Annotated in this window: 14 protein-coding genes; 3 read left to right on the plus strand and 11 right to left on the minus strand. The window is 70.9% G+C overall.

Features of this window, described 5'->3' with window-relative positions; all coding sequences use genetic code 11:
* Positions 1 to 20 precede the first annotated feature (20 nt).
* The 6 genes from efeB to ACIBLA_RS29885 all read right to left on the minus strand — a co-directional run bounded on the left by efeB (position 21) and on the right by ACIBLA_RS29885 (position 6,370).
* Positions 21 to 1,250: an iron uptake transporter deferrochelatase/peroxidase subunit gene (gene efeB / locus ACIBLA_RS29860; RefSeq protein WP_399200467.1), complete on the minus strand. Its 1,230-nt coding sequence runs from the start codon at positions 1,248 to 1,250 to the stop codon at positions 21 to 23.
* Positions 1,251 to 1,338: 88 nt separating this feature from the next.
* Positions 1,339 to 3,306 (minus strand): copper resistance CopC/CopD family protein, encoded by a 1,968-nt coding sequence (locus ACIBLA_RS29865; RefSeq protein WP_399200410.1) that lies wholly within the window; start codon positions 3,304 to 3,306, stop codon positions 1,339 to 1,341.
* Between the two features lie 14 nt (positions 3,307 to 3,320).
* Entirely contained in the window at positions 3,321 to 3,749 is a 429-nt protein-coding gene (locus tag ACIBLA_RS29870; RefSeq protein ID WP_363240042.1) for a copper chaperone PCu(A)C, read from the minus strand.
* A 44-nt stretch (positions 3,750 to 3,793) separates the two neighbouring features.
* Positions 3,794 to 4,453 (minus strand): SCO family protein, encoded by a 660-nt coding sequence (locus ACIBLA_RS29875; protein WP_363240041.1) that lies wholly within the window; start codon positions 4,451 to 4,453, stop codon positions 3,794 to 3,796.
* Between the two features lie 69 nt (positions 4,454 to 4,522).
* Positions 4,523 to 5,404 (minus strand): YcnI family protein, encoded by an 882-nt coding sequence (locus ACIBLA_RS29880; RefSeq protein WP_363240040.1) that lies wholly within the window; start codon positions 5,402 to 5,404, stop codon positions 4,523 to 4,525.
* 105 nt (positions 5,405 to 5,509) lie between these two features.
* Positions 5,510 to 6,370, minus strand: a complete 861-nt coding sequence (locus ACIBLA_RS29885) for a hypothetical protein (RefSeq protein WP_399200412.1) — start codon at positions 6,368 to 6,370, stop codon at positions 5,510 to 5,512.
* A gap of 193 nt (positions 6,371 to 6,563) precedes the next feature.
* On the opposite strand from ACIBLA_RS29885, the gene ACIBLA_RS29890 reads away from it, so the two are divergent.
* Positions 6,564 to 7,046, plus strand: coding sequence for an ATP-binding protein (locus tag ACIBLA_RS29890; protein WP_363240038.1), 483 nt, complete (start codon positions 6,564 to 6,566; stop codon positions 7,044 to 7,046).
* A gap of 75 nt (positions 7,047 to 7,121) precedes the next feature.
* Here ACIBLA_RS29890 and ACIBLA_RS29895 read toward each other — a convergent pair whose 3' ends face one another.
* Positions 7,122 to 8,645 (minus strand): aminopeptidase P family protein, encoded by a 1,524-nt coding sequence (locus ACIBLA_RS29895; RefSeq protein WP_363240037.1) that lies wholly within the window; start codon positions 8,643 to 8,645, stop codon positions 7,122 to 7,124.
* 116 nt (positions 8,646 to 8,761) lie between these two features.
* Positions 8,762 to 10,288, minus strand: a complete 1,527-nt coding sequence (locus ACIBLA_RS29900; protein WP_363240036.1) for a PP2C family protein-serine/threonine phosphatase — start codon at positions 10,286 to 10,288, stop codon at positions 8,762 to 8,764.
* Between the two features lie 522 nt (positions 10,289 to 10,810).
* On the opposite strand from ACIBLA_RS29900, the gene ACIBLA_RS29905 reads away from it, so the two are divergent.
* The gene (locus ACIBLA_RS29905; protein WP_363240035.1) at positions 10,811 to 11,494 is read left to right on the plus strand and encodes a bifunctional DNA primase/polymerase; all 684 of its coding nucleotides are present in this window, start codon (positions 10,811 to 10,813) and stop codon (positions 11,492 to 11,494) included.
* 829 nt (positions 11,495 to 12,323) lie between these two features.
* Here the strand turns inward: ACIBLA_RS29905 and ACIBLA_RS29910 are convergent.
* The 3 genes from ACIBLA_RS29910 to ACIBLA_RS29920 all read right to left on the minus strand — a co-directional run bounded on the left by ACIBLA_RS29910 (position 12,324) and on the right by ACIBLA_RS29920 (position 15,004).
* Positions 12,324 to 13,304, minus strand: a complete 981-nt coding sequence (locus ACIBLA_RS29910) for a DUF5926 family protein (RefSeq protein WP_363240034.1) — start codon at positions 13,302 to 13,304, stop codon at positions 12,324 to 12,326.
* Between the two features lie 182 nt (positions 13,305 to 13,486).
* Entirely contained in the window at positions 13,487 to 14,053 is a 567-nt protein-coding gene (locus ACIBLA_RS29915) for an ATP-binding protein (RefSeq protein ID WP_363240099.1), read from the minus strand.
* A 117-nt stretch (positions 14,054 to 14,170) separates the two neighbouring features.
* Positions 14,171 to 15,004, minus strand: a complete 834-nt coding sequence (locus ACIBLA_RS29920; RefSeq protein WP_363240033.1) for a glycerophosphodiester phosphodiesterase — start codon at positions 15,002 to 15,004, stop codon at positions 14,171 to 14,173.
* Positions 15,005 to 15,273: 269 nt separating this feature from the next.
* Between ACIBLA_RS29920 and ACIBLA_RS29925 the strand changes: the two genes are divergently transcribed.
* Complete coding sequence (locus ACIBLA_RS29925; RefSeq protein WP_363240032.1) at positions 15,274 to 16,785, plus strand: trypsin-like peptidase domain-containing protein; 1,512 nt, start codon at positions 15,274 to 15,276, stop codon at positions 16,783 to 16,785.
* Positions 16,786 to 16,928 lie beyond the last annotated feature (143 nt).

The following is a 16,928-nucleotide window of genomic DNA, read 5'->3' on the forward strand; positions in this document are numbered from 1 at the left end:
CTCCCGCCCAGGACCGCTGCTCAGGACTCCAGCAGTCGCTGGCCGACGTACTCGCCCTCGCGCGGTCCCCCCGGCACCGCGTACAGGCCGCTCGCCTCGTGGCGGACGAACGCCGACAGCGCGTCACCCCGGTCGAGCTTGCGCTGCACCGGCACGAAGCCCCTCAGCGGATCGGCCTGCCAGCAGATGAACAGCAGGCCCGCGTCGGGGGTGCCGTCTGCCGCGATCCCGTCGTGGAAGGAGAACGGGCGGCGCAGCATCGCCGCCCCGCCGTTCTGCTCCGGCGCCGAGATCCGGGCGTGGGCGTTGTCCGGGATGACGAGCCTGCCGTCCGGGTCGGCCTTGTCGAGGTCGAGCGCGGTCGTCTCCGTGCCGCCGGTGAGCGGGGCACCGTCGGACTTGCGGCGGCCGATGACGAGTTCCTGGCGGTCGACCGGGAGCGCGTCCCAGTCGTCGAGCAGCATCCGGATCCGGCGTACGACGGCGTACGAGCCGCCCGCCATCCAGTCGGGTGTCCCGGCCGGCGGCTTCGCCGGGACGAAGATCCGCCGGTCGAAGTCGGGCTCCGTCGGCTTGGGGTTGTTGGTGCCGTCGACCTGGCCCATCAGATTGCGGGCCGTCATCGGGCGGGCGGTGGCGCCGGGTGAACGGTTGAAGCCGTTCATCTGCCACCGCACGTGCGCCGCGTCGCCCGCCTCCTTAAGAAGGGCGCGCAGCGCGTGGAAGGCGACGAGCGAGTCGTCCGAGCCGATCTGCACCCAGAGATCGCCGTCGCTGCGACGGGCGTCGAGCTGGTCCGAGGAGAAGGCCGGCAGCGGGTCGAGCGCGGACGGGCGGCGCGCGGCCAGCTTCGTACGGTCGAAGAAGGTGCGGCCGAAGCCGAAGGTGACCGTCAGCGCGGAGGGCCCGGCGTCGAGCGCGATGCCGGTGTCCCGCTCCCCGGCCGGTTCGCCCGCCATGAGCCGCCGGGCGGTCTCCGACCAGCGGCGCAGCAGCGCGGCGGCCTCCTTGCGGCCGGCGCCCGGCGCGAGGTCGAGTGCCACCAGATGGCCGCGGGCCTGGAGCGGGGTGGTGATGCCGGCCTGGTGCGCGCCGTGGAAGGCGACGGTGGCCGAGCCGACCGTGGCGAGCGCGGTCGGTGCGTCGGGGCGGGTGGCGGCGTACGTGGCGCTCCCGCCGGCCGCGCCGGCGACGAGGCCGGCGGCGCCCGCCGCGCCCGCGGTGCCGATCAGCCGCCGCCGAGAGATCACGGGGGCGGCGTCGTGGCCTTCGGCGCCGGGGCCGTCGCTGCCGGAGCTGTGGGTGTCGGTGGTCGTCGTACGGGTGTCGCTCACGGGGTCAGCCGATCTTCACGTTCTTCTCGATGGTGGTCTGGTCGATGTCCGAGGTCCGCACGGTCACTTGCAGAGACCACTCGCCGGGCATCGGGATCTGTACGTTGCCCGCGCTCCAGTGTCCCGGAGCCAGGCGCTCGGGAACGACCGGGAGCGGGCCGATCTGTTCGGACTTCAGGGTGTACGCGACCTTCACCTCGGGCACGTCCATCGGCTTGCCGTCCGGGCTGTCGATCCAGACATGCATGACGTTGCTGCCGGGGCGGGCGGGTTCGAGGGTGAGCCGCATGGTGCCCTTGCCCTTCGTACCGCCGGTGTCGAAGGGCTCGGTGAGGCTGATGGGGCGGGCGGGTGCGGGAGCGGCGGCCTCGGTGCCCGTACGGCCGGCCTCCTGCTCCTGTGTACGGCCCGGCTCGGTGCCCGTCAGGGCGGTCGTGACGGCGAGTACCACGAGGGCCACGCACGCCTCGGTCAGTACGGAGCGGCGCAGCCCGGACCGCTCGGTGTCGGCGTCCCGGTTCCGCTTCTTGCGGGCGGTGGCCAACGCGGTCTGCTGGCGGGCGAGTTGGGCGGCGCGCTCGGGATCGGTCTCGGTCTCGGGACCGTCCTCAGCCAGTGCTTCCGTCTCGGCTTCGGCATCCGCCGCCTCCGTCGTCGCATGCTCGCCCAGCAGCCCCGTCCAGCGCCGCGAGATCCAGGCGGCACCGAGCAGGACGGCGATCAACGCGACCTTGACCAGCAGGAGTTGCCCGTACGACGTGTCGGTCAGCGCCGACCAGGAGCCGACCTGCCGCCACGACTGGTAGAGCCCGGTCATGGCCAGGACGACGACGCTGATGAAGGCGATCCGGGAGAAGCGCCGCACCGCGGCGCGTTCGATGTCCGGTGTCCGGTGGAGCGCGGCCAGCAGCGACGCGAGGCCGCCGAGCCAGGTGGCGACGGCCAGCAGATGCAGGACGTCGAGCGGCATGGCGATGCCGGTCTGGATCCCGGTCGACGCATGCTCGGACAAGGCCCACGTCCCGGCGATTCCGGCGGAGACGACGGCGCCGCCCAGGCTCAGCCCGAAGGTGAGGTCCGCCTTTGCCTTCCCCGCCTCGGAGGCCGCGTTCCCCGTACCCCCGTCGTCCGTTTCGGATTCCGCTTCTGTGACGCGCCTCGCGTACGCGCCGAACAGCACGGCGATGAAAAGCGCCGCCGCGCCGAGCAGCAGCAGCCGCGAGACGAGCGCGGCTCCCGTCTTGGTGTCCAGCACGTCCGACAGCCCGCCGAGGTCGAACGCGTCGCCGAGCTTGCCGGAGCCGGTGTAAGGAGTCCGCAGTAGTAGGAGGACGAGCGTCGACGCGGTCAGGGTGACCCAGCCGCCGACGACGAGCCGTTGCAACGGCCGTACGGACGCGCCGCGCTGCCAGCAGGCGAGGACGAACGCCGCCCCGCCGACGAGCAGGACGAACCCGGCGTACGAGAGGTAGCGCGCGGCGTCGTACAGCGTGCCGACCAGTCCGCCCCCGGCCGCCTGGTCGGGCAGGGTGGCCGTGGTCTGCGACGGCGCCCCGATCGAGAAGGTGAACGCGCCGGACACCGGATGGCTGTCGGCCGAGACCGCCTGCCAGGCGACGGTGTACGTGCCGTCCGGCAGTCCGGGCTTCAGATCGACGGCGTAGCGGACGGTGCCGCCCTGGCTCAGATCGCGCATCTTCGCGACGTCGACACGCTTGCTGCTGGGGTCGAGAACCCGGATCGAGTCGTCGCCCATGGCGATCTGTTCGGAGAAGGTGAGGGTGACGTCGCGCGGGGCGACGTCGACCACCGCCCCGTCCTTCGGGTTGCTGCTGGTCAGCGCCGCGTGCGCGGACGCCGTACCGGAGAGCGCGCCGAGGAGCCCGACGATCAGTACGGCCGCGACGAGCAGCGACCGTATGAGGAGCGGCCGTAGGGGCCGGGTGCCGAAGCGGGGGGCGGTGGCCGTCATGGTGAGTCAGTCCCTCATCGCTGCGTGGGGTTGTAGGTGGTCTCCTTCACGGGAAGGTCGACCTTGATCGGGTCGGTCTTCTCGAAGTGCAGTTCCACGGAGATCCGTTGGCCCAATGCCGGCTTCCCCTTCAGGCCCATGAACATCAGATGGCTGCCGCCGCGGGCCAGGGTCAGCTCGCCGCCGGCCGGGATGTCGAAGGACTTCACCTGCCGCATCTTCTGGTCCTTGGTCTCGTGGATCGTGACGTCGTCCGAGATGTCGCTGGTGACGGACGTGAGCTTGTCCGCCGCGCCGCCGCTGTTGGCGACCGTGAGGAAGCCGGACGCCATGTCGCTGACGGGCTGCGGCATGAAGGCCCCGGTGACCTTCAACTGAGGCTCGTCAGCGGTGGCGTCCGCCGACGAACACCCCGCGAGCGACAGCAGCGACACCGTCGCCATCACCGACACTTTCGAAACGAGCGACACCAGACCCGTCCCGCCCCTCACGGTGCCTCGCCCTTGACGAGTTTCGGCAGGTCCTTGGTGTAGTCGTCGGCCGTCGTGTCCTCGCCGTACAGGACGTAACCGCCGTCCGTCTTCGGCGAGAACGCGATGACCTGGGCCCCGTGCATGGAGACGACGGTGCCGTCCTTCTCCTTCGTCGCCGGCTCGATGCCGATACCGAGCTGGCGCGCGCCGGCCTGGATGGTCGGGAAGTCGCCGGTGAGGCCGACGAAGGACGGATCGCCCGCGCTCGGCAGCCACTTGGCGAGTTCCGCGGAGGTGTCCCGCTCCGGGTCGGTGGTGACGAACACGACCCGGAGCTTGTCCTGGTCGGCCTTGGGGAGCGCCTTCCTGGCGATGGCGATGTTGCTCATCGTCAGTGGGCAGACGTCGGGGCAGTGCGTGTAGCCGAAGTAGACGAGCGTCGGCTTGCCCTTGGTCTCCTCACGGAAGTCGTACGTCTTGCCCTCGGTGTCCTTGAGGACGAGATCCGGCTTCTCGAAGGGCTTGTCGAGCACGGTCGCCGCTTGGGTCTTGGGCTGGGCGGAGACATCGGCCACGGGCTTCGACGCGTCGTCGTCGCCGCTTCCGCAGGCGGACAGGGTGAGTGCCGCGACCGCCGTGAGTGCGACGGCGGTGAGCACGGTGTTCTTACGCATGGAGGTAGTTCCCATTGGTGGAGTACGGGCTTCCGGGCGCGGGGCCTTCGGCGGCCCCGCGCCCGATGATCAGCTGGTGGGGTCGGCCGGGCCGGCGGGCGTGCCGGTGGAAGTGGAAGGGGTGCGGCGGCGTCCGGCCAGGACGCCGAACGCCACACCGGCGGCGCCGACGAGGATGCCGGCGATGCCGAGGGCGCGGGCCGTGCCGTCGCTGCTGTCGGACGAGGCGGCGTTCTCGGTGTTTCCGCCCTCGCCCTCGTCCGAGGCGTGGTCGGCGCCGCCCTTGGCGTCGTCGCTCGCCTTGTCCGCCTTGTCCGCCGTGTCGTCGCCGGCCGCGCCGTGGTGGGTCTCGGAGGGGGCGGTCAGGGTCAGCACCGGCGCGGGGCTCTCGGGCTCGGCGCCTTCGGTCGGCGCGTCGATCCAGCGCACGACGTCCTTGTCGTCGTACGTCTGGAGGGTCTTGAACACCAACTGGTCGGCGTTCTCGGGCAGCTGGCCGATGGAGAGCGGGAACTGCTGGAAGTAGCCGGGCTCGACGCCGTCGCCCGTGGCAGTCCAGGTGACCTTCGATACGGCTTCGGTGATCTGCTTGCCGTGCATCTCGATCGGCTTGGCGAGCTTGCTCTTGGTGACGGCGATCTTCCAGCCGGGCACGGCCTGCGGTGCCACCGAAGCCAGCGGGTGCTCGGTCGGGAAGTTCACTTCGAGCTTGACGGTGGAGGCGTCGTCGCGCTCGTTCGGCACCTTGAAGTTGACGGTCGCGTAACCGCCCTTGGCGGCTTCGCCGACCGGTTGCACGCCGACGTGCGCGAGAGCGGGACCCGCGAGCAGTACGACGGCGGACGCGGCGACGCCGCCGACGACCGCCGCGCGCCGCGCGGTGCGCGTACGACCGGCGGTGGACGGCCGCGAGACACCGCGACGAGACGTGTTCGTACGAGAAGCGTTCATGACAGGAGACACTCCACGGTGTGGGAGACGGTGAGCCGTACGCGGATACGCGTCGGCATCGCGACGTCACCGCCCTCCGTACTACGTACGGGGTGTGGCGTCGCGTCAGGCGGCGAGAGTGAGTACGGCCGGCGGGCCGCGCCTGATCACCGAATGCTGAAGTGTCTCCTCCGTGTTCCACCGCGGAGCGTCGCGCCGCGGGGCCGGCCGCGCGAGCGGTCCGGGTGCGGGCGTGACCGGCAGCCCCGAGCGCAGGGCCCGTACGAGACCGAGGGCGGCCCGCAGCGCCCGCAGCCGCGCGTTGTCGGCGACGGCGTCGCCGAGGCCGTGGCCCTGCGACGAGATCGTGGCGAGGCGGGCGAGCGCGAGGTCGCCTCGGCGCATCAGCCAGCCGGTCGCGAGGGCGGCCAGCAGGTGCGCGAGGAACATGGGCAGGCTGGGCAGTTCGGGCAGCAGCCCCGCGGCGCCGCCCACCCCGCCGGTCCCACCGGCCCCCGCCTGTGCGGCCGCCGCGGTCGCCGTGCCGTGCAGGTGACCGCCCTGTGCGAGCCCGCCGCCGACGGTGGCGGGGTCGATCCCGGCGTCCCTCACGATGCGGCGCGCGTCGCCGGGGCTCAGCGACGCCGGACCGGCGCCGCAGATCAGCTTCGCCGCCATGCGGACCAGTACGTCGTCGGCGCCGGGGCGTACGGCGAGGTGGTGCTGGCTCATCCCGAACAGGGCGTGCAGCGCGAGCTGTCCACCCGTCAGCGCGAGCGCTATGGCGGGCAGCGAACGGGCGCGTCCCGCGAGTGGCGCGGCCACGGCGAACACACCGGCGAAACCGATGACGAGCGTCCACCAGGGGACCGCCTCACAGGCCGCGATCACATGTCCTGTCGCGGACAGCACGACACAGACCGCGGTGAACACCGCGGCCCTCAGGAGCCGCAGACCGGCCCCGGTGTGTGCGACACGATCCGGCATGGCCGGGTCATCATCGCACTGCGGTCGGCGGCTTCGTACGGCAGGTCCGGAAGATCACCCTCTGTCCCCATACAACGGTGGACGAGTCATGCGCATCCGCCGAATGAGTTCTTTCACGCGGACGAAGTGCTTACGAGTCCCCTACGAGGGCAATACGTATCGGTATGTCGAGCTGTGGCCAGGAGGCTGGAGCATGAGCATCTGGTGGTCCCTCCATTTGCGGCGCGAAGCCGCGAGCGTCCCGCTCGCACGCCGTCTCCTGATGGGCACGATGGAGACCGCGGGCGTCGACCCCGACATTTCCTTCGACCTGTCCGTCGCACTGACCGAAGCCTGCGCGAACGCCGTCGAGCACGGCGGTGACAACGGGGCCGGCGCACCGTCCCAGGCGTCGGAGGCATACCGGGTGACCGCGTATCTGGACGGCGAGAAGTGCCGTATCGAAGTGTCCGACTCCGGGCCGGGATTCCCCTCCCGGAGGGTCGTCCAGCGGCCCACTCTCGCCGCCTTCACCGCCGAGGACGGGCGGGGGCTGTCGCTGATCGAGCAGCTGGCCGACCATGTCCACTGCCGGAACCGGCCGGGGCGGGGCGCGGTGATCAGCTTCGACAAGATCCTGAAGTGGCGCGAGGAGACCCCGCTGGTGGCGCTGGGCGGCACGGCCGCGGGGGTCTGACCGCTCCTGAGCGGCGCCTGCGAAAACGACAACCCGGCCGCGCGTCACGCGCGACCGGGCCGACGACTGTCCGGCTCAGCCCTGCTTGGTGGCCGCCATCCACGCCTCCACGTCGGCGGACGTACGCGGCAGCCCGGCCGACAGATTCCGGTTGCCGTCCTCCGTGACCAGGATGTCGTCCTCGATGCGGACCCCGATGCCCCGGTACTCCTCCGGCACCGTGAGGTCGTCCGCCTGGAAGTACAGCCCCGGCTCGACGGTCAGGCACATACCGGGCTCCAGCGTCCCGTCCACGTACGCCTCCGTCCGCGCGGCGGCGCAGTCGTGGACGTCCAGGCCGAGCATGTGTCCCGTGCCGTGCAGCGTCCAGCGGCGCTGGAGACCCAGCTCCAGGACCCGCTCGACCGGCCCGTCCAGCAGGCCCCACTCGACGAGCCTCTCGGCGAGCACGCGCTGCGACGCGTCGTGGAAGTCGCGGTACTTCGCGCCCGGCCGCACCGCCGCGATACCGGCCTCCTGCGACTCGTACACCGCGTCGTAGATCTTGCGCTGCAACGCGTCGAACCGGCCGTTGATCGGCAGGGTGCGGGTGACGTCGGCGGTGTAGAGCGTGTGGGTCTCCACGCCGGCGTCGAGCAGGAGCAGATCGCCGGAGCGCACGTCCCCGTCGTTGCGCACCCAGTGCAGGGTGGTGGCGTGCGGGCCCGCGGCGCAGATCGAGCCGTAGCCGATGTCGTTGCCCTCGACGCGGGCGCGCAGGAAGAACGTTCCCTCGATGTAGCGCTCGCTGGTCGCCTCCGCCTTGTCAAGGATCCGTACGACGTCCTCGAAGCCGCGGACGGTGGAGTCGACGGCCTTCTGGAGCTCGCCGATCTCGAAGTCGTCCTTCACCGCGCGTGCCTCGGACAGATAGACGCGCAGCTCGGTGTCGCGCTCCGCCGTGACCTTGTCGGCCAGCGCGGCCTCGATGGACGCGTCGTGCCCGCGCACGGCCCGCACCGGGCCCGTCGCCTCCCGCAGCACCTGGGCCAGCTCCCGGACGTCCTTCGCGGGCAGGCCCAGCAGCTGCTCGGCCTCGGCGAGCGAGTGCCGGCGGCCGACCCACAGCTCGCCCTGGCGGCCGTCCAGCCAGAATTCGCCGTTCTCCCTGTTGGAGCGCGGCGTGAGATAGATCGTCGCCCGGTGGCCGTCGCCGCCGGGCGTCGGCTCCAGCACGAGGACGCCGTCCTCCGTGTGGTCACCGGTGAGGTACGCGTACTCCGTGGCGGGACGGAAGCTGTACTCGGTGTCGTTCGACCGGGTCTTCAGGCCACCCGCGGGGATCACCAGGCGGTCGCCCGGGAATCGCGCGGACAGCGCGGCACGGCGGGCCGCGGTGTGCGACGCCTGCGCGATGGGCTCCAGGTCGTGGAGCTCGGTGTCGGCCCAGCCCGACTTCATGTTCTCGGCCAGCTCGTCGGACACGCTCGCGTACAGGCCGTTCTTGCGCTTCTTGATGGGCTTCTCGGCCGACGCCGCGTCGGCGTCATCGAGCACGGTGTCCTGATTTCCCAGCGATTCCGGGGTCTCCGGCTTTTCCGGGATGAGCTCCTCGGCCACGGTCTGCCTCCTCTGTACGACATTGGACCTTTCGGGTCCCGGCACCATCGTATGTGTGTACGGGGGACTGACCAGGGGGCCTGTGGACAACTTGGCCGGAGAGCGGAAGGGCCGGTTCAGTCGAAGCGGGCGGCGAGGATCACGACGTCCTCCGCGCTCCACGCGGTGCCCGTGCCGGGGACGGGAGCGGGCACGTCGAGCCCTTCGGGCAGGACCAGCCGCAGCACATGGTCGGCGATCGCCCCCGGATCGTCCCGCAGGCTCCTGGGCACGCTCGCGGCGGCGGCGTGCAGCCGCGCGAAGGCCCGGTCCATCGGGTCGCCGGTGCGCCGCAGCAGCCCGTCGGTGTACAGCAGCACCGTTTCTCCTGGCGCGGGCGACAGCTCCACGCTCGGCGCCTCCCAGCAGGACAGCATCCCCAGCGGCGCCGACAGCGTCGTCTCGACGAACTCCGTACGCCGCTCCCCCACGATCAGCGGCGGCGCGTGCCCGGCCCCGGCGAGCACGATCTTGCGCAGCGCCGGTTCGGCGTAGGCGAAGAGCGCGGTGGCGGTACGCGCCGGTTCGGTCAGCCGCAGCAGCAGTTCGAGGTCGGACAGTACGGCGACGGGGTCCTCGCCCTCCATCACCGCGTACGCCCGCAGGGAGGCGCGCAGCCGTCCCATGGCGGCCAGGGCGCTCGGGCCCGATCCGCTCACCGAGCCCACGGCCAGCCCGAGCGCGCCCTCGGGCAGCGGCAGCGCGTCGTACCAGTCGCCGCCGTCGTGCCCGCTCGCACGGTGCCGCACGGCGAGATGTACGCCGGGCACTCGGGGGAGCCGGCTGGGCAGCAGCTCGTCGGCGATCGTGGCCTCGCGCGCGCGGGCGGTCTCCAGCTCCAGGAGGCGCGCCAGGTGCTCCGCGGCGTACCGGGCGTAGAGACCCACCAGATGGCGCTGTCTTTCCACCGGTTCGGCGGGTTCGTCGTAAAACCAGACCGCGGCGCCGATCCGGCCCGCCGTCTCGGCGGCGAGCGAGACCGCGTATGTGGCGCTGTAGCCGAGCCGGAGGGCCACGTCTCGGTGCAGCGGGTCGAGATCCGGGTCGCCGAGCACGTCGCCGACGGACTCGGCCGCCGTCGCGGGGTCCGCGGTGTCGTCGAGGAGTCTTCCGTAGGAGGTCGAGCCGCGCGGTACGGTCTCCAGCTGGCCGAGGTCCGCGTGGCTGAATCCGAGGCCGACCGTGGTGCGGGGGATGTGTCCGTCCGCGCGGGGCTCCGGTTCGAGGACGACCAGGCCGCGCGAGGCACCGACGAGGGCGGCTCCCGCCCGTACGACCTCGTTGAGCGCGGCAGCCACCGAACCCGTCTTGACCAGGCGTTCGGTGAGTTCGTGGAGGGTGGTCAGATCGGAGACCCAGCCGGCCAGCCGGTCCTGGATCAGGACCACGGGTGCGCCGGCGGACTCGTCGACGGGCGGGACAGTGTGCACGGGAGCCGGAACTGCTGAATCGATTCCAGCCACTTTCGGCATGTGCGGAGCGCTCATGGCAACCGGCTTTCTGACTGGTGCGTTTCGCGCAATAGCATCGCGAACCACCAGGTGATTCGGCGCCACTATCAGTGCATCCACATGTACACGCACGACTGAGCCGATGTCCAGCATCCTCCTGGCGGAACCACTGGTGTCTGTGCGAGGGTTGAACTTGGCGAGAAAATGACCCCAGCGCAGTATTCTGCGATCGACTGAGGGAACTCGACAGGGGTCTCCCCGGTGAAGCGCAGGCGACATCGAGGAGGAGCGTCATCCCGCACGTGATGGGTACGTAAACGATGACGGACAGGGGCAGTTGGGACGGCCCCGGAACCTGACAGACGGCTTCGGCGTCTTAATCGCCGTAGCCCGCGCGCCACCCCACAGTGACGGGGGCTGTCAAAGCGGGACGACAGATCATTGAGTGCGCCACCCGTCGCCACGCGTTAACCAAGACAGACCGCGTTCGGCCCAGGAGCGGTGAGCCCAGCCGCAAGTTGGCGAAGTCCGACTGTGCCCCGTCCAAAGGGGCGGCGGAGCGTCGACGACATGCGTCGACTGCACGCACAGCGATACGCACAGTGAAGCCATGCACACAGATTTGACCGGTGTGGCATGTGGACCTCGGCGTTCAACGGAAAGGAACGAGCGCTCATGCGCGAGATCCTCGGAAGGCGACGCAGGCTCCTGTTCAGGCGCAAGGGGATGCCTGCCCCACTCGAAGCGGCGCTGACGTGCGCCACGGCATGGCAGTGGCCCGTACTTCCCGGAGCCGGCCTGAAGACGGCCGGCGGCCGGGGAGACCGTGGCCGCGGCTGCGCCTGCCCGGATCCCGAGTGCGCCGTACCCGGTGCGCACCCCTTCGATCCCGGCCTGCTGGCCGCGACGACCGACGAGCGCATGGTGCGCTGGTGGTGGACCAACCGGCCCACGGCCCCGATCGTGATGGCCACCGGAGGCACGGCGCCCTGCGCGGTGAGTCTGCCCGCAGCCGCCGGGGAGCGTGCGCTGGTGGCACTCGACAAGATGGGGATGCGCCTCGGCCCGGTCGTGGCGACCCCCACGCGCTGGTCGCTGTTGGTGGCGCCGTACACCCTGGAGCGGCTCGGTGAGCTGCTCTTCGCCAAGGACTGGGTGCCCAGTTCGCTCCGCTTCCACGGCGAGGGCGGCTATCTGGTGCTCCCGCCGTCCGAGGCGGTCGGTGGTCAGGTCCGCTGGGAGCGGGCGCCCCTGCCCGGCTCGGCGTCGCCGTGGCTGCCGGACGTGGAGGCGGTCGTGGACGCGCTGGTCGAGGCGAGCACGAGCGCGCCGGACGGCGGCAGCAGGCTCGCGTACTGAACACCCGGGTGCGCGGTGCGCACCCGTCCGCCGGGCCGCCCCAGTGAGGTGCGGCCCGGATCTCGTGGCGGCTGTCACCCGTACGGGTGCGAGGTCGCCCGAGTTGTACGGGAAACAGACGTGCGGCGCGCCGAGTGGCCTGATTCCGCCGATATCGTCGCCCGACGGTCAAGATCTCCCCGGCAGCGGCAGGTGGCCCCGCGGGCGGCGCCACGGCGCGCCGCGGCCCCGCGCTCACATCGTGTGACGGGATCGAGGCCCAGACCTGTGTTCTCACCGAGAACGGGGACACCTGGGGCCGTACGTACTACCGGAATGCGCCCGGTGAGGAATTGAGTTCCGTGCTCAGCCTGATGGGGCCCGGCGGGCGGACCGTGCGGTCCCACCGCACGGTCGTAGACGGCGACGAGCCGGGTTCTTGTGAAACTCCGCGTGAACGCACAGCCGGAAAGCCCGCGCGCTACTGGGCGATGGCGGAGTTCGCCGCGAGTGGTGCGGGGACCGAGTCGCTGTTGCTCAGATCCGGCAGCAACTCGACTGCTCCGTCGCCCAGTTGAGAGGCCCGTACGGTTCGCGGAAGCGACGGCCGAGAGGCTGTGTGACGGGCGCGACAACTCTGCAGTCTCCACTCCGGAAATTGCAGGAACAGCGCCGGGGAACGAAGACGCCCGGTCGCTGGCGACGGGGGATGCACCAGCGACCGGGCTTCTAGAACGGTAACAAGAGATCGGCGGTTGGCAAATTCGATCTGATGTATTCGGACAAGAAATTACTTGCCGGTACGGGCCGTTGTGACGACTGTCACCGTGGGCGACGAATTACTTGAGCCTCAGCTGAGGGTCACCTGGCGGTTGGTGAGTCCGCCGCGCGCCCGCCGCTCGTCCCCGGTCAGCGGCGCGTCCACCGCGAGGGCGGCCGTCAGCCGCTCCTGGAGCTCCGCCGCGGGCTTTTCGCAGTCCTCGGCGTGCATCGCACTCGGCAGATCCCAGACCGGGACCGTCAGCCCGTGCGCCCGGAAGGAACCGACCAGCCGCGTTCCCCCGCCGAGGCTCGACGTGCCGGCGGCGTGCAGCCGGGCGAGAGCGTCGAGCAGCTTCTCCTCGGGGTGCGGCATGACCCAGCGCAGATGGTTCTTGTCGGGCGTCTCGCACCAGTACGCGGCGTCCGTGCCGGTGAGCTTCACCGTCGGGATCGCGGCGGCGTTGGCGCGCTCCAGCGACGCGCTCACCTCGGGGGTCGCGTTCTCGGCGTCCGGCACCCAGAACTCGAAGCCGGGGTGGACGACCGGCGCGAAGTCCGCCTGCGGGTCGAGCAGGTCCTGAAGCCGCGGTCCGTCGGCTGGTACGCGGTGCGCGGCGACCGGGTTGCCGGGCTCGGCGGTCAGTGCCCGCTGGAGCGTGTCCGCGAGGTCGCGGCTGAGGTCGCCGGACGAGGTGTCGTTCTGGAGCGCGAGCAGCACGGAGCCGTCGTCGCGGCGCAGCGCGGGCCAGGCCATCGGCAGGACGGTCGCGAGGGTCACGGACGGTACGCCGTCCGGGAGGCCGCCCTTGAGGGTCAGCTCGGCGGTCGCGGCGGGGACCAGCTCGCGCAGCGCGATCCAGTCGCACTCGCCGGAGAGCCCGTCGAAGGGGCGCTGGACCAGCTCGGTGACGGCCTGTGCGGCGGCCCGGCCGTGGCAGGCCTTGTAGCGGCGGCCCGAGCCGCAGGGGCAGGGCTCACGGGCGCCCACGACCGGAATCGGCCCGTCCGTGAGCTGAGCTTTCGCGGACTGAGCCTGCGCGGCCTTGGTCTGGGGGCGCTTCTTGGCCATGGTGGGCTTCTCCCGATAGCGGCAGTGCGGTGTCGGCGCGAGCCTAGCCGTACCGCGTGTCACCGTGGGCGCAACGCCCCATCGGGGCAGGGCGGGTGGGCTCGTGTCGCGCGCGGGGTCGGGTACGGCTCCGGGGTGCCCGTCGGCTCAGGTCCGGCCAAGTCTGCTCAAGTCCGCTCGGGTCAGCTCGGTTCGTCGGTCGCGTCGAAGGGGTCGGTGAAGTCCAGCTCCGGGACAGCGACGCGCGTAGAGAAATCCTCATGGCGGTGTCCTTCGGTGACGAGCACCCACACCGTGACCTCGCCGGACGAGCTGTCCCGTACGCCCCAGTCCTGGGCGAGCGAGGTGATGATGTTCAGCCCGCGACCGCCGCGCGCGGTGACCGAGGGTGTGGCCGGAACAGGTCGGGTGGGGCCGCCGCCGTCCGTCACCTCGACGGTCAGCCCGCCCGCTCCGTCGACCGCCCAGGCGGCGCGTACGTCCCCGTCGCCGATCTCTCCCCGTCCCAGCGGCCTGCCGTGCCGGCAGGCGTTGCTGAGCAGTTCGGAGAGGATCAGTACGGCATCGTCGACGACGGTGTCCGACATCCCTCGGCCGCGCAGCTGCTCGCGCATCCGATGCCTTGCCTGTCCCACGCCCGCAGGGCCATGGGGAACGACCATGCTCGACGACGTGGGCACTTCCTGTGCCACCACGACTGCCACCCCCGAGACCTCCTTTGCCCCACGCCACGGTGTGAATGCCCCAATGGCCTGGACCGGAAACCGGCCAAGGGAAGGTCAGTGACGCACTCAACAGGGTCGAACACGTACCGAACGCGCCGGTGCACTCCACGTCACAGTCCGTGCACCCGAATCCCCGACAAGTCAGGCAAGGCGTCCCAGTTGGGACAGCACCTGTTTGGGGCGGTTGGTAATGATTGCCTCCACTCCGAGGTCGGCGCAGAGTGCGACGTCTTCCGGTTCATTCACGGTCCAGACATGGACACGGTGGCCCGCTCTGTGAAGCCGTTCCACATATCCCGGCTGGTTGCGCACGATCCGGATGCCGGGCCCGGCGATCCGGGCGCCCGCCGGCAGCCGTCCGTCGCGCAGCCGGGGCGAGACGAACTGCATCAGATAGACGGTCGGCAGATGCGGCGCCGCGTCGGCGATGCGGTGCAGCGACCGGGCCGAGAAGCTCATGATGCGTACGGGAGACCCCTCGGGCGGCCCGTCGGGCGACCTGTCCGGCGCCGGGCCGTCGAGTCCGAAGCGCGCCAGCATGTGCAGCAGCCGCTCCTCCACCTGTCCGGCCCAGCGGGTGGGATGTTTGGTCTCGATGGCGAGTTCGATGCGCCGGTCGGTGTCGGCGACGAGTTCCAGCAGGCGCTCAAGCGTCAGTACGGAGGTGAGGGAGCGGTCCTTCCAGTCGGGGCTCTCCTCGCTGTCCATGGTCTCCATCCACGAGCCGAAGTCGAGGGTGGCCAGATCGGCCAGCTCCAGGGCGGAGACGGCGCCGCGTCCGTTGGAGGTGCGGTTCACGCGGCGGTCGTGTACGCACACGAGGTGCCCGTCCGCGGTCAGCCGTACGTCGCATTCCAGTGCGTCGGCACCGTCCTCGATGGCCTTCTTGTAGGCGGCCAGAGTGTGTTCAGGGGCGTCCTCGGAGGCTCCTCGGTGGGCGACGACCTGGATGCTGTGCTGCCGTGCTTGGGTCACCCCGCCATGGTGTCACCGAGACGGGGTAAGCGTCGGGCGGCACCCCTTCGGGGGTCTGCTGCGGATGCGTCCTGTTTGCCCCGTAATAAAGGATGGCGGGGAGACGCACAGGTCCTGCTTACCGTGGCCTGACGTGCTGTGAGAAAAGCTGAGGGCAGAGACGTACGAGAGACATGTACATGCTGAAGGGCATGTGCCGACACCTGAACGCGGCGGAAAACAGCGGAACTCTTGCCGAAGACTGATGTGGAACCGAGGAGTAAAAGACTGTGAGCACCGAGAACGAGGGCACAGCGGTCCCGTCCGCCCCGTCCGTACCTCCCGTGCCGGTTGCCGCTCCCGAGGGCACACCGCCGTCCGCTCAGGGGGAGTCCGGCCACGACCGGCAGGACCAAGGCCGACAGGACCAGCTGGACCACGACCGGCAGCGCTACCCCGAGCAGCCCGGCCGGTCCAGTGAGCCCGGTCAGGGATCCGAGCCCACGACCCAGCTGCCCGGAGCCGTACCGGCGTATCTGCCCAGTTCGACGGGGTCGCGCGGCTCCGCCCCCGATCCGGGATGGGCCCCGCCCCCGCCCCCGCCGTCCCAGCCTCATTACGGAGGCGGTGGTGGCGGATGGGGCGAGCCGCCCGCGTCCGGCCCGCAGCCCCGCAAGCGCCCCGGCGGGCTGATCGCGGCGGTGCTCGCCGCGGCGCTGGTCGCCGGTGTGGTCGGCGGCGGGATCGGTTACTGGGCGGCGGACCGTAACGACGACGGCAGTGTCAGTGGCGGCTCGACCACGGTCTCCGCGGCCGACGCCCCGGCCCTCAAACGCGACGCGGGCAGCACGGCGGCGGTGGCCGGCAAGGCCCTCCCGAGCGTCGTCACGATCACGGCGCAGGCCCAGGGCGGCGACGGCGGCACGGGCACCGGCTTCATCTACGACAAGCAGGGCCACATCCTCACGAACAACCACGTGGTCGCGTCGGCCGCCGACGGCGGAGGCCTGACGGCGACATTCTCCAACGGCAAGGAGTACGAGGCCGAGGTCGTCGGCCGCGCGGAGGGCTACGACGTCGCCGTGGTGAAGCTGAAGAACCCGCCGTCGGGACTGAAGCCGCTGGCCCTGGGCAATTCGGACCAGGTGGCGGTCGGCGACTCGACGATCGCGATCGGTGCGCCGTACGGGCTCTCCAACACCGTCACGACGGGCATCATCAGCGCCAAGAACCGCCCGGTGGCCTCCGGGGACGGCACCAGCGACAAGAACTCGTACATGAGCGCCCTCCAGACGGACGCCTCCATCAACCCCGGCAACTCCGGCGGTCCGCTGCTGGACGCGCGGGGCGCGGTCATCGGCATGAACTCGGCCATCCAGCCCTCGGGCGGTGGCGGCGGTGGCGGTGGCGGCCAGGCGGGCTCGGTCGGCCTCGGCTTCGCCATCCCGATCAACCAGGCGAAGACCGTCGCCGGCGAGCTGATCAAGACCGGCCAGCCCGTCTACCCGGTCATCGGTGCGACGGTCTCCATGACGGAGGGCGGCGACGGAGCGACGATCTCGGGCGACGGCACGGGCGGCACGTCCGCGGTGACACCGGACGGGCCCGCCGCGAAGGCGGGGCTGAAGCAGGGTGACGTCATCACGAAGTTCAACGACGTGCCGATCGACAGCGGCCCGACGCTGATCAGCGAGATCTGGACGCACCGGCCGGGCGACAAGATCAAGATCACATACACGCGTGACGGCAAGGAGACGCAGGTCGAGGTCACGTTGGGCGAGCGCAAGGGTGATTCGCAGTAAGAGACGGACGCGGGGAGGAGGGGGCGCCGTAGTCGGCGCCCCCTCCTCCCCGTGTCCGTGGGACGTCGGCGAAACGCTGAATTAACCGCCACCGCCGTACCGTGAAATATGCCTCGGTCACCTTTCTTCCAGATCTGGCGTGA

The organism is Streptomyces sp. NPDC050433 (assembly GCF_044458565.1).
Lineage (GTDB): Bacteria > Actinomycetota > Actinomycetes > Streptomycetales > Streptomycetaceae > Streptomyces.

What these genes read in the sequence shown, in the direction of transcription:
- ACIBLA_RS29865 (WP_399200410.1), bottom strand. Translation starts at nt 3,306, where the DNA reads ATGACGGCCACCGCCCCCCGCTTCGGCACCCGGCCCCTACGGCCGCTC.
- ACIBLA_RS29870 (WP_363240042.1), bottom strand. Translation starts at nt 3,749, where the DNA reads ATGGCGACGGTGTCGCTGCTGTCGCTCGCGGGGTGTTCGTCGGCGGAC.
- ACIBLA_RS29875 (WP_363240041.1), bottom strand. Translation starts at nt 4,453, where the DNA reads ATGCGTAAGAACACCGTGCTCACCGCCGTCGCACTCACGGCGGTCGCG.
- ACIBLA_RS29880 (WP_363240040.1), bottom strand. Translation starts at nt 5,404, where the DNA reads ATGAACGCTTCTCGTACGAACACGTCTCGTCGCGGTGTCTCGCGGCCG.
- ACIBLA_RS29885 (WP_399200412.1), bottom strand. Translation starts at nt 6,370, where the DNA reads ATGCCGGATCGTGTCGCACACACCGGGGCCGGTCTGCGGCTCCTGAGG.
- ACIBLA_RS29890 (WP_363240038.1), top strand. Translation starts at nt 6,564, where the DNA reads ATGAGCATCTGGTGGTCCCTCCATTTGCGGCGCGAAGCCGCGAGCGTC.
- ACIBLA_RS29900 (WP_363240036.1), bottom strand. Translation starts at nt 10,288, where the DNA reads ATGCTGGACATCGGCTCAGTCGTGCGTGTACATGTGGATGCACTGATA.
- ACIBLA_RS29905 (WP_363240035.1), top strand. Translation starts at nt 10,811, where the DNA reads ATGCGCGAGATCCTCGGAAGGCGACGCAGGCTCCTGTTCAGGCGCAAG.
- ACIBLA_RS29910 (WP_363240034.1), bottom strand. Translation starts at nt 13,304, where the DNA reads ATGGCCAAGAAGCGCCCCCAGACCAAGGCCGCGCAGGCTCAGTCCGCG.